At 70.5% G+C, this 11,392-nt stretch carries 12 protein-coding genes; 5 read left to right on the top strand and 7 right to left on the bottom strand.

The annotated features are described in order from the left end of the window. Positions 1–37 precede the first annotated feature (37 nt). Genes ACFV6V_RS21255 through ACFV6V_RS21245 form a run of 3 tightly spaced genes read right to left on the bottom strand, consistent with a single transcriptional unit; the run spans position 38 to position 3,086 of the window. On the bottom strand, positions 38–1,171 hold the full coding sequence (locus ACFV6V_RS21255) for an Mrp/NBP35 family ATP-binding protein (protein ID WP_361278856.1): 1,134 nt from the start codon (positions 1,169–1,171) through the stop codon (positions 38–40). A gap of 42 nt (positions 1,172–1,213) precedes the next feature. Continuing rightward, complete coding sequence (locus ACFV6V_RS21250; RefSeq protein WP_385567181.1) at positions 1,214–1,825, bottom strand: DUF1003 domain-containing protein; 612 nt, start codon at positions 1,823–1,825, stop codon at positions 1,214–1,216. After that, positions 1,818–3,086: a magnesium transporter MgtE N-terminal domain-containing protein gene (locus ACFV6V_RS21245; RefSeq protein WP_385567178.1), complete on the bottom strand. Its 1,269-nt coding sequence runs from the start codon at positions 3,084–3,086 to the stop codon at positions 1,818–1,820. The genes ACFV6V_RS21250 and ACFV6V_RS21245 overlap by 8 nt, the downstream gene beginning before the upstream one ends. A 188-nt stretch (positions 3,087–3,274) precedes the next feature. Here ACFV6V_RS21245 and ACFV6V_RS21240 point away from each other — a divergent pair, with 188 nt between their 5' ends. Beyond that, entirely contained in the window at positions 3,275–4,027 is a 753-nt protein-coding gene (locus ACFV6V_RS21240; protein ID WP_385567175.1) for a hypothetical protein, read from the top strand. 226 nt (positions 4,028–4,253) lie between these two features. Here the strand turns inward: ACFV6V_RS21240 and ACFV6V_RS21235 are convergent, their stop codons facing one another. Beyond that, positions 4,254–4,775 (bottom strand): hypothetical protein, encoded by a 522-nt coding sequence (locus tag ACFV6V_RS21235; RefSeq protein ID WP_385567173.1) that lies wholly within the window; start codon positions 4,773–4,775, stop codon positions 4,254–4,256. Between the two features lie 12 nt (positions 4,776–4,787). After that, a complete protein-coding gene (locus tag ACFV6V_RS21230; RefSeq protein WP_385567170.1) occupies positions 4,788–5,903 on the bottom strand; it encodes a magnesium and cobalt transport protein CorA in 1,116 nt (371 codons plus the stop codon). 479 nt (positions 5,904–6,382) lie between these two features. Here ACFV6V_RS21230 and ACFV6V_RS21225 point away from each other — a divergent pair, with 479 nt between their 5' ends. Next, on the top strand, positions 6,383–6,976 hold the full coding sequence (locus ACFV6V_RS21225; protein ID WP_385567168.1) for a suppressor of fused domain protein: 594 nt from the start codon (positions 6,383–6,385) through the stop codon (positions 6,974–6,976). Positions 6,977–7,042: 66 nt separating this feature from the next. Here ACFV6V_RS21225 and ACFV6V_RS21220 read toward each other — a convergent pair whose 3' ends face one another. Then, a complete protein-coding gene (locus ACFV6V_RS21220) occupies positions 7,043–8,356 on the bottom strand; it encodes an MFS transporter (protein ID WP_385567165.1) in 1,314 nt (437 codons plus the stop codon). Positions 8,357–8,546: 190 nt separating this feature from the next. On the opposite strand from ACFV6V_RS21220, the gene ACFV6V_RS21215 reads away from it, so the two are divergent. The 3 genes from ACFV6V_RS21215 (at position 8,547) to ACFV6V_RS21205 (ending at position 11,075) form a co-directional block, all read left to right on the top strand. After that, positions 8,547–9,185 (top strand): DUF6758 family protein, encoded by a 639-nt coding sequence (locus tag ACFV6V_RS21215; protein ID WP_385567162.1) that lies wholly within the window; start codon positions 8,547–8,549, stop codon positions 9,183–9,185. 208 nt (positions 9,186–9,393) lie between these two features. Beyond that, positions 9,394–10,290 (top strand): PHP domain-containing protein, encoded by an 897-nt coding sequence (locus ACFV6V_RS21210; RefSeq protein ID WP_385567159.1) that lies wholly within the window; start codon positions 9,394–9,396, stop codon positions 10,288–10,290. Positions 10,291–10,469: 179 nt separating this feature from the next. Next, positions 10,470–11,075 (top strand): MarC family protein, encoded by a 606-nt coding sequence (locus tag ACFV6V_RS21205; RefSeq protein ID WP_385567157.1) that lies wholly within the window; start codon positions 10,470–10,472, stop codon positions 11,073–11,075. 112 nt (positions 11,076–11,187) lie between these two features. Here the strand turns inward: ACFV6V_RS21205 and ACFV6V_RS21200 are convergent, their stop codons facing one another. Then, positions 11,188–11,340 carry a hypothetical protein gene (locus tag ACFV6V_RS21200; RefSeq protein WP_338672799.1) on the bottom strand — a complete coding sequence of 51 codons (153 nt, stop codon included), beginning with the start codon at positions 11,338–11,340 and terminating at the stop codon, positions 11,188–11,190. Positions 11,341–11,392: the final 52 nt, after the last annotated feature.

The following is an 11,392-nucleotide window of genomic DNA, read 5'->3' as shown; positions in this document are numbered from 1 at the left end:
CCGTTCCACCGGAACGGTGCCCCTCGCCGCGTAAGGCTCAGAACTTGTTGCGCGGGGTGATGCCCAGCGACAGCCCCGACAGACCGCGCTGACGGCCCCCGAGCTTTCCGGCGATGGCCCGCAGAGCGGCACCGGCCGGGGACTCGGGATCGGTGAGCACGACCGGCCTGCCCTCGTCGCCGCCCTCGCGCAGCCGGACGTCGATCGGGATCTGGCCCAGCACGGGCACCGTCGCACCGGTCGTCCTCGTCAGCCCGTCGGCGACCGCCTGGCCGCCGCCCGTACCGAAGACATCGACCATCTCGTCGCAGTGCGGGCACGGCAGGCCCGACATGTTCTCGACCACGCCGACGATCTTCTGGTGGGTCTGCACGGCGATGGAGCCGGCCCGCTCCGCCACCTCGGCGGCGGCCTGCTGCGGGGTGGTGACGACCAGGATCTCGGCGTTCGGCACCAGCTGGGCCACGGAGATCGCGATATCGCCGGTGCCCGGGGGCAGGTCGAGCAGCAGCACGTCCAGGTCGCCCCAGTACACATCCGCCAGGAACTGCTGGAGCGCGCGGTGCAGCATCGGGCCGCGCCAGACCACCGGTGCGTTGCCCGGGGTGAACATACCGATCGAGATGACCTTCACGCCGTTCGCCGACGGCGGCATGATCATGTTCTCGACCTGGGTGGGACGGCCGTCCGCGCCCAGCATCCGGGGCACGCTGTGGCCGTAGATGTCGGCGTCCACGACACCGACCTTCAGCCCGTCGGCGGCCATGGCCGCCGCCAGGTTCACGGTCACGGACGACTTGCCCACCCCGCCCTTGCCGGATGCGACCGCGTAGACCCGGGTCAGCGAGCCGGGCTTGGCGAACGGCACCTCGCGCTCGGCGGTCGTGCCGCGAAGTGTGGCCGCGAGCTCGCGGCGCTGCTCGTCGCTCATGACGTCCAGGGAGACGTCGACGCGGGTGACGCCCTCGACGGCCGCCACGGCGTCCGTGACGCGCTGGGTGATCGTCTCGCGCATCGGGCAGCCGGAGACGGTGAGGTAGACCGTGACGGCCACCGCGCCGTCGTCGCCGAACTCGACCGATTTGACCATGCCGAGGTCCGTGATCGGCTTGTTGATCTCGGGGTCGTTCACCGTCGCCAGTGCTTCGCGCACCGCGTCTTCCGTAACCATAGGACGATGGTACGGCGCCGGGTCCCGGCCGGGGGACGCCTGTCAGCGGTCGCCTTCGTCACGTACCCGCGGTGCGTCCGGCGGGAATACACCGGGCCGGTCCGCCAGCTCCCGCAGCAGGTCCTCGAACTCGGAACGGATCCAGTCGCGGGTGGCGACCTCGCCGAGACCCATCCGCAGCGACGCGATCTCCCGGGTCAGATACTCGGTGTCGGCGATCGACCGCTCGTTCTGCGCCCGGTCCTGCTCCAGGTTGACCCGGTCGCGGTCGTCCTGGCGGTTCTGCGCCAGCAGGATCAGGGGGGCCGCGTACGAGGCCTGGAGCGACAGCATGAGGGTCAGGAAGATGAACGGGTACTCGTCGAACCGCAGCCCGTCCGGCGCGAAGATGTTCCAGAGCACCCAGACGATGATCGTGAGCGTCATCCAGACGATGAACCGCCCGGTGCCCAGGAAGCGGGCGATCTTCTCCGACAGTCGTCCGAAGGCCTCCGGGTCGTATTCGGGGAGCACCCTGCGCCGGGGGGCCCGGGGCACATCCAGCCGGGACCGCGGCCGCTGCCCGCCCGACTGCCGCTCGCGCTCCCGGTCTCTCTCCCTCTCCCTCTCCCGGTCTCTGCCGTCGCCGCGCTCGGTGAGCCCGTACTCACTCATCGGCGGCCCCCGTCCCCTCGAACTCGGCCTCGCGCCAGTCGTCCGGCAGCAGATGGTCGAGGACGTCGTCCACCGTCACCGCCCCCAGCAGCGAGCCGCTCTCGTCCACGACCGGCGCGGCGACCATGTTGTACGTGGCCAGATAGCTGGTGATCGCGGGCAGTCCCGTGCCCGGCGCGAGCGGCGGCAGATCGGTCTCGACGATCGAGCTGACCAGGGTGAACGGCGGGTCGCGCAGCAGCCGCTGGAAGTGCACGGTGCCCAGGTACTTGCCGGTGGGGGTCTCGTCGGGCGGCCGGCAGACGTAGACCTGCGCGGCGAGCGCGGGGGAGAGGTCCTGTTGGCGCACCCGTGCCAGGGCATCCGCCACCGTCGCGTCCGGGCGCAGCACGATCGGCTCGGGCGTCATCAGCCCGCCCGCCGTGCGCTCCTCGTAGGACATCAGCCGGCGGACGTCGGCGGCGTCGTCCGGCCGCATCAGCATCAGCAGCCGCTCCTTGTCCTCCTCCGGCAGCTCCGAGAGCAGGTCGGCGGCGTCGTCGGGGTCCATCGCCTCCAGGACGTCCGCGGCCCGCTCCTCCTTGAGCTTCCCGATGATCTCCACCTGCTCGTCCTCGGGCAGCTCCTCCAGGACGTCGGCGAGCCGGTCGTCGTCGAGGGCCGCGGCGACCTCGGCGCGCCGCTTGGGCGACAGATGGTGCAGAGCGTTGGCGACGTCGGCGGGCCGCAGCCGCTCGAAGGTGGCGACCAGGCGCTCGGCGCCCTGCGCGTCCTCGTCCAGGGAGAACCCGGTGACCGCGGACCACTCGACCGTCAGCGTCTCCCCCTTGCGGCGCAGGGCCCCGCCCTTTCCCTTGCGCACGAAGACCTTGTCGATCTCCCAGTCGCGGCGGGCGGGCAGCTGCTGGATGGCGACATCCAGCACGGTGACCTCCTCGCCGGAGTCCGTCAGACTGACGCGGCGGTCCAGGAGCTCGCCGAGGACGAGACGCTCGGTGGGGCGCTGCTCGAAGCGCCGCATGTTGACCACGCCGGTGGTGATGACCTGGCCGGACTCGACACCGGTGACCCGGGTCATGGGAAGGAAGATCCGGCGGCGGCCGTGCACCTCCACGACGATCCCCAGCAACCGGGGTGGCCGCTGGCCGACTCGGAGCATGGCCACGAGATCGCGCACCCGGCCGACCTGATCGCCGTTGGGGTCGAACACCGGTACGCCCGCGAGGTGCGACACAAAGATCCGGGAGGCGCCTGCCGCCATGCTCTGCGCCTCCTCACGAAATGGCTCTGGTGTGTCACTTTGTGATAGTTCAGACGGGTTCAGGCTAGCCCGTGCCCGTCCCCGCCGCCCCCGTGGGCGGTCCGTACGGCTCGCCTCCCGAGCGGTCGATAACCCCGGGTACTCTGCCCTCTTGCCACCCCACCACCAGCACGAGAGGCAGTGCGCACGTGACCGCTCTCCCCCTGGCTGCCGCAGCCCGGGCCCGCCGGGCAGCACTGTCCGTCGCACTCTGCGCAGGGCTTGCCGTGACTCTCACGGCCGTCACCGGGTGCAGTGAGAACCCGGACGCGGGGACGAACGGCGTCGGCAAGCTCGACGCCCCAGCCATCGAGGAGAAGGCCAAGACCGCGGCGGAGGGGGCGCAGTCGGTACGGCTCGCCGGGACGCTGGTGTCCAAAGGGGACACCTACAAGCTGAACATGCGTCTCAAGAAGACCGGCGGCAGTGGCTCGGTCACCACGAAGAGCTCCACCTTCGAGTTGTTGCGGGCCGACGACGCGCTCTATCTGAAGGCCGACGCGGACTTCTGGAAGCAGGCGGGCGCGTCGGGTGAGACGGCCGCGGAGAAGCTCGACGACAAGTACGTGAAGGTCCCGCAGGACGATCCGACCTACAAGCAACTGCGCGGCTTCACCGAGATGGACGTGCTGCTGGACGGAGTCCTCGGCCTGCACGGCGAGCTCAGCAAGGGCGGCTACGACGCCGTGGACGGCGTCCGCACCATCAAGGTCCTCGGCGGTGAGGGAAACGGCGGGACGCTGGACGTGTCCCTCCAGGGCACCCCGTACCCCCTGCGCTTCGCCCGGGCGGGCGGGGCGGGATTGCTGACACTGGCGGACTGGGACCAGGACTTCGCGCTGGCTCCCCCGGAGCAGGGCGAGACGGTGGACTACGGCCAGGAGCTCCCACGTAAGCAGTAGCCCCTGCCCACCCGGCGGGGGCGGCTAGGCCGTGTGTGAGGACTCCCGCCTGGCTCGCGACGCCTGGCACGCACACTCGCTGCGCTGTCGGATCGTCCGAGTGCGCCCTGTACGAGGACGACCTCCCCCTGCCTCCGGCGGGGGAACCCCCACCGCCTTGCGATGGCACGCACCGGACGCCGCGAGCCCCGCCCCTTCGGGCGGACGACGCCTCCCGAACGGGGGCCTAGCCCCGCTTGCCGCGACGCAGCAGGAGGCGCGGCAGGGCCGCGGGAACGGGGCGGCGGGTGGTCGCGGAGGTCGCCAGGGGGGTGGCGGCCAGCGAGCCCGCGGGGAGCTCCGTGGACGCCGCGAGCGGGTCGAGGCGCAGCACCCTGCACTCCCGTGCCCAGCGCTCCGTCATCGCCTCACCGTCCGGCGCGTTCAGGCGCTTCCCCTTCAGCTCGCCCACCGCGGCCTCCCACGCCTCGGACCCCGGCACCAGCTCGCTCACCGCGGCCGTCCAGGCCACCAGCCGGCCGCCCTTGTCCTTGCTGCGCACGGTCACCTCGGCGGTGGAACCCGCCGCGAGCCCCGGCAGCGGCTGCTCACCGGGCCCGTCGCCGATGACATGCACAGCCCCCTCGTGCCACACGTGCCACAGCGCGCGGGCGGGGCCGGCGCCCCGGACCCAGACGAGACCGGACTTCTTGGTGGCCTCTTCGACCAGAGCGCGGTCGAGCTGCGAGGTGGCGGCGGCTTCAGTCATACCCGCAGCCTATTAGAGCCAGCCGTTGCGCTTCAGTGTGCGGTGAATGGTGAGACAGGCCCCCACGATGCCGACGAGCACCATCGGATAGCCGTACCGCCAGTGCAGCTCCGGCATGTGGTCGAAGTTCATCCCGTAGATACCGCACACCGCCGTCGGGACGGCGATGATCGCGGCCCAGGACGTGATCTTGCGCATGTCCTCGTTCTGCGCCACCGTCGCCTGCGCAAGATTCGCCTGGAGGATCGAGTTCAGCAGCTCGTCGAACCCGATCACCTGCTCCTGCACCCGTGCCAGGTGGTCGGCCACGTCACGGAAGTACTTCTGGATGTCGGGGTCCACCAGCCGCATCGGCCGCTCGCTCAGCAGCTGCATGGGCCGCAGCAGCGGCGTCACCGCCCGCTTGAACTCCAGCACCTCGCGCTTGAGCTGGTAGATGCGCCCGGTGTCGGTGCCCCGGGTGCTGCCCTTCGCCGGGGCGGAGAAGACATCGTTCTCGATCTCGTCGATGTCGACCTGTACGGCGTCCGCCACCGCGATGTAGCCGTCCACGACATGGTCGGCGATGGCGTGCAGGACCGCCGACGGGCCCTTGGCGAGCAGCTCGGGGTCGTCCTGGAGCCGGTGCCGCAGGTTGCGCAGCGAGCCCTGACCGCCGTGCCGCACGGTGATGACGAAATCGGGTCCGGTGAAGCACATCACCTCGCCGGTCTCGACGACCTCGCTGCTCGCCGTCAGTTCGGCGTGCTCCACGTAGTGGATGGTCTTGAAGACGGTGAAGAGGGTGTCGTCGTACCGCTCCAGCTTGGGGCGCTGATGGGCGTGGACGGCGTCCTCGACGGCCAGCGGGTGGAGGCCGAACTCCGCGGCGATTCCGCCGAACTCCTCCTCGGTCGGTTCGTGCAGCCCGATCCAGGCGAAGCCGCCGCCCTCGCGCACCCGCAGCATCGCCTGGCGCGGGGTGAGGCAGGTGTCGTCCCTCACGCGGCTGCCGTCGCGGTACACGGCGCAGTCCACGACGGCGCTGGAGGCGGAGGGATCGCGGGTGGTGTCGTACGAGCTGTAGGCGCTGCTGGTCTTGCGCAACGTGGGGCGGACCGCTTCTCGCAAGTCACGGATCATCGACATGGCAGGCTCCTTCACGGGAAGCCGCCGGTGCGAGGCGTGGCACAGCCCGGAATGAGGACGTTGTCTGGAATACGTCCGCAAAGCGGGCGGCACCGCGGGACGCGATGACGGCGTTCGCTACAGACAGTCAGGCAAGGGCGATGTGCTCTTCCGACGTGCGCGTTGCCATGGAGCGGCGCGACATGTCTACGGGCCGGGTGGTCCAGTCGGTCAAGAGGCGCTGGATGCCGGTCAGATGACGGGGCAGTGCGCGGAAGAGCGGTTGGTACTGCACGGTCGACTTCGATCCATCGCAGCCCCACCTCCTCCAGCCGGTCCCCCGTAAGGGATGACGTGTCGTCGGGAACGGGCGCTGTTCTCCGGGTACCTCGCGGAGACGCCGTCACGCATATGTTGTCCCAACAGGCGGCCAAGAGTATCAGCCGACTGAGGGTCAATCCCTTCCTTTGCCCGTTCCTGATGCGATCTATGCTCGCGGGATGGGAGAAATTCTTGCTCTTGTCGAGGCCCGTCTGTTCAGCGCGTTCGGAGAGCCGGACGCGCGTGCGGCGATGACGTTCCTGGGTACGGACCGGATCGAGGTGCTCCGTTTCGTTGCCGGAGACGACAGGGGCACCGTCCGGTACGCCACGCTGGGCATGTCCGCACAGCCCATGAACGACCCCAAAGACCTCCTCGCCGACCCGGTGAAGGGGCCGCGCGCCGAGCTGCTGCTGTCGGTACGGGGCGGGCTCGCCGACACCGACAAGGTGCTGCGGCCACTCGCGGTCCTGGCCTCGTCGCCGCAGGTGGAAGGGGTGATCGTGGCCCCGGGGAACTCCATGGACGTCGGTGAGCCGCTCTGGCCGAACGCCCCTTTCACCTCCGTGCTGGTCGCCGAGCCCGGCGGCCTGGTCGAGGACCTCGAGCTGCCGGAGCCGATGGACCCGGTGCGGTTTCTCCCCCTGTTGCCGATGACGCCGAACGAGGCGGCGTGGAAGCGGGTGCACGGGGCCGCGGCGCTCCAGGACCGCTGGCTGAAGCACGGTACGGACCTCCGCGACCCGCTGCGCGGGCCCGTATCGCTGGCGTGAGTTCGGAGGCCGCTGAAGTGAGCTATCTCATGGGCGGGTTCGGCCGCGTCCCGCTCTGACGGCGGTTCAGTCGGCGAGGACCGCCGCTCCGTCCTGGGTCGTGGCCACGGGGCGCGGCTCCGCCTCGGGGGCGTGGCGGGCGAGTGAGGCCCGGCCCGCCCGGACGATGACCGCGCCGATCAGCGCCGCCGCCCCCGCCACCACGAACGGCGTCCGCGCACCGGCCCGTTCGGCGAGTTCGGACGCCAGATACGGGGCGGCCGCGGCCGCGAACCAGCGCACGAAGTTGTAGCCCGCGCTCGCCACCGGCCGGGGCGCGTCCGAGACGCCCAGGGCAAGCTCGGTGAAGAGCGTGTTGTTCACGCCGATGAACGCACCCGACAGGACCGTGCAGAGGACGGCCGTGGCGCGGTCCCCGTACCCGAGCACCACCACATCCGCCGCGAGCAGTGCCAGCGATCCGGCGAGCACCCGCGCGGTGCCGAAGCGCCGCTGGAGTGCCGGTGCGGCCAGCACCGAGAAGACCGCGAGCAGCACACCCCAGGCGAAGAACACGGCCCCGGACATGTACGGGGTCATGTCCAGCACGAAGGGTGTGAAGGCCAGCACCGTGAAGAAGGCGTAGTTGTAGAAGAACGCCGCGGCGGCGGCGGTGGCGAGACCGCCGTGGCCGAGCGCCCTCAGCGGGTCGAGCAGCGCGACCTTGCGTGCGGGCTTCGGCTGCTCCTTGAGGAACACGGTGACGCACAGGAAGCCGACCGCCATCAGTGCGGCGGTGCCGAAGAACGGATAGCGCCAGCTCATGTCGCCGAGCAGGGCCCCGAGAAGGGGCCCGCAGGCCATGCCGAGTCCGAGCGCGGACTCGTAGAGCAGGATCGCGGTCGCCGCCCCTCGCCGTCCGCCGTTCTCTCGTGTGGTGCCGCCTCCCGGCCCCGGACCGTCCTGTCCTGCCGCGGCGCCGGTGATGACGGCGAGTGCGGTCGAGACGAAGAGGGCGTTGCCGAGGCCCCAGCCGGCGCGGAAGCCGACGAGTTCGCCGACCGAGTCCGAGGTGCCGGAGAGCGCGGCGAAGGACACCACCAGCGCGAGACCCGCCAGGAGGGTCCGGCGTCCGCCGATCCTGCTGGAGACGAATCCGGTGAGCAGCATGGCGAGCGCGGTGATGAGGAAGTACGAGGTGAACAGCAGCGAGACCTGACTCGGTGCGGCGTCAAGGCCCTTGGCGATCGAGGGCAGGATCGGGTCCACCAGGCCGATCCCCATGAAGGCGACCACCGACGCACCCGCCGTGGCCCAGACGGCCTTCGGCTGGCGGCGCAAGGTGCCCCCCGCTCCCGCCGCCGGCGCGATGTCCCCGGTGAAGGGGTCCTCTGTGCGCATCGGCACTCCTTCCTCCCTGTCCGGCGGTCCCCTGACCGTCCTGGATCGATGTGCCATGCAAATAATAAGTTAGAGCGTCTAATGAATTCAATATGCATCTACTTCTTCCTGGTGAACCAGGGTGAAACCGCCGTACCGGACGGGTGATCGTCCTTGACGTGACGCCGGGCGGGTAGGACCGTTGAGCGCTATGAGGGGCGAACCCAGTTGCCCGAAGTGCGGTGGCCGGGTCAGGGCGCCCGGCCTCTTCGCCGATACGTGGCAGTGCGATGTGCATGGTGCCGTGCAACCGCTGCAACCGGTGATCCCGCCCAGCGTCGAAGCCCTCACCGTCGTCGTGGCCCGGGCCAAGGTGCCGGTGTGGATGCCCTGGCCGCTCCCGGTCGGCTGGCTCTTCACCGGCGTCGCCTACGCGGGTGACGACCGCAGCGGAGGCCGCGCCACCGCCGTCGCCTGTTCCGGTCCCGGACCGCTGGGCGGCGTGGGGGAGTTGCTGCTGGTCGCGGAGGAGCTCGGAGTGGGCCTCGGCGCGCGGTTCGCGGGGATCGACGGACCGGACCCGGGCCCGCATATGACTGTCGACAAACCACCCCAGGCCAAGGTGCTCGCCGCCGGGCGGCCCACCCCGCTCTGGCAGGTCCACGGGGTGCCGGAGGATCGCGCGGTCTTCGCGGGCGAGGCGCTGGGGCTGTGGCTCTGGGCAGTCGTCTGGCCGGAGTCGACCGGGCTGCTGATGTACGACGAGTTGATACTGACCGATCTGCGGGACGCCGGCTCGGAGGTGGACCTGCTGCCGTGCGGGGCCCTGTCGCCGAGGCTGCTGCTGTAGGGGCGCTGTCGTGAACGGGCGGCCGTCGTGAACGGCGGCCGTCGTCAACGGTCAGGGTGCGCCGGGCGTTCGCGGTGCGGGTCGCACGGACACCGCCGTGACGGCCCTCACCGGGGCGGTGTCCGGAGGGCCCCTGGCGCCCCGTTACGATGGAACGTCCCCCTTCGCCCCGAGGCCCCCGCGGCCCCAAGCCATGGAGTCATGCGTCGTGCGTATCGATCTGCACACCCACTCCACGGCTTCGGACGGTACGGACACCCCCGCCGAGCTCGTCAGGAACGCCGTCGCGGCCGGACTCGATGTCGTCGCGCTCACCGACCACGACACCGTCGCGGGCCACGCCGAGGCCGTCGCCGCGCTCGCCGGTCTGCGCGCTGATCTCACCCTCGTCCCCGGAGCCGAGCTCTCCTGCCGGGTCGACGGGGTGAGCATGCACATGCTGGCCTACCTCTTCGACCCCGAGGAGCCCGAGCTGGCGCGCGAGCGCGAGCTGGTCAGGGACGACCGGGTACCGCGGGCCAAAGCCATGGTCGTCAAGCTCCAGGAGCTGGGTGTGCCGATCACCTGGGAGCAGGTGGCCGGTATCGCCGGGCACAGCGCTGAGGCGACGGACGGCATCTCCGTAGGCCGCCCCCATATCGCCTCCGCGCTGGTCGAACTGGGCGTCGTCCCGGACGTCTCCGCCGCCTTCACTCCCGACTGGCTGGCGAACGACGGGCGGGCCTATGTCGACAAGCACGAGTTCGACCCCTTCGACGCCATCCGCCTGGTCAAGGCAGCGGGGGGTGTCACGGTCTTCGCCCACCCGCTCGCCGTCACCCGCGGCGAAGTGGTGCCCGAGGACACCGTCGTCCGGCTGGCGGAGGCAGGGCTCGACGGCATAGAAGTCGACCACATGGACCACGACGAACCGTCACGCATCCGGCTGCGCGCACTCGCCGCCGAGCTCGGGCTGCTCACCACCGGCTCCAGTGATTACCACGGCAGCCGCAAGACCTGCCGGCTCGGCGACTTCACGACCGACCCGGAGATCTACGGCGAGATCACGCGTCGTGCGACCGGCGCCTTCCCCGTCCCCGGCACGGGTGGAACGCGCGCCCACTGAACCGCGACGCTGATCCGCACCTCGACCCATCCGTGCCGATCCGCCCCACTGCCGCTCCAGGCCGGTCCGCAGCCCATCGCTGATCCGGCACATGTACGGCCCCGCCGACCCGGCTCACCACGCCGAAGCGCGGGCCGGTACGCGCTCACACACCCACCACACCCCTGCAAGGCTCCACTGTGTTCGACCTCGCCGTCTTCGGCTCGCTCTTCCTCACCCTCTTCGTGATCATGGATCCCCCCGGGATCACACCGATCTTCCTCGCTCTCACCTCGGGGCGCGCGGCCAAGGTGCAGCGCCGGATGGCCTGGCAGGCCGTGGCGGTGGCCTTCGGCGTCATCACCGTCTTCGGCATCCTGGGCCAGCAGATCCTCGGGTACCTCCATGTCTCCGTGCCCGCCCTGATGATCGCGGGCGGTCTGCTCCTGCTGCTGATCGCGCTCGACCTGCTGACCGGCAAGACCGACGAGCCCAAGCAGACGAAGGACGTCAATGTCGCGCTCGTCCCCCTCGGGATGCCGCTGCTGGCCGGTCCGGGTGCCATCGTCTCGGTGATCCTCGCGGTGCAGAACGCCTCCGGGGGCGCGGAGCAGGCCGCGGTCTGGGCGGCGATCGTGGCGATGCACGTCGTGCTGTGGCTGACCCTGCGCTACTCGCTGCTGATCATCCGGTTGATCAAGGACGGCGGTGTCGTCCTGGTGACCAGGCTCGCCGGAATGATGCTCTCGGCCATCGCCGTGCAGCAGATCATCAACGGCGTCACCCAGGTGATCCAGGGCGCGTAGGCGGCCCCGGGCGCCCGGACCCTGACGCGCCTCGCCCCCGTACGGATCCTTCCGTACGGGGGCGAGGTGCGCCCGGCCCATGGCCGACGGCGCCGGCGTGTGGTGCCGTGCGTTACGAGGCAGTGCATTCGGCCGGTCGGATGTAGATCCGCTGGCCGATCGCGGCGGCCTGAAGGACCATCCGGTTGACGGAGGCGGCGTCCACAACGGTGCTGTCCACGGCGGTGCCGTCGACGTCGTCGAGTCGCATGATCTCGAAGCGCATAAAAGGCCTCTCCCTTCTGTCCGTCCCAGTTCCACCCTTGCCAACAGGAGCA

This window comes from Streptomyces sp. NPDC059828, assembly GCF_042731955.1.
Lineage (GTDB): Bacteria > Actinomycetota > Actinomycetes > Streptomycetales > Streptomycetaceae > Streptomyces.
This window is presented reverse-complemented; position numbering and strand designations above follow the sequence as displayed.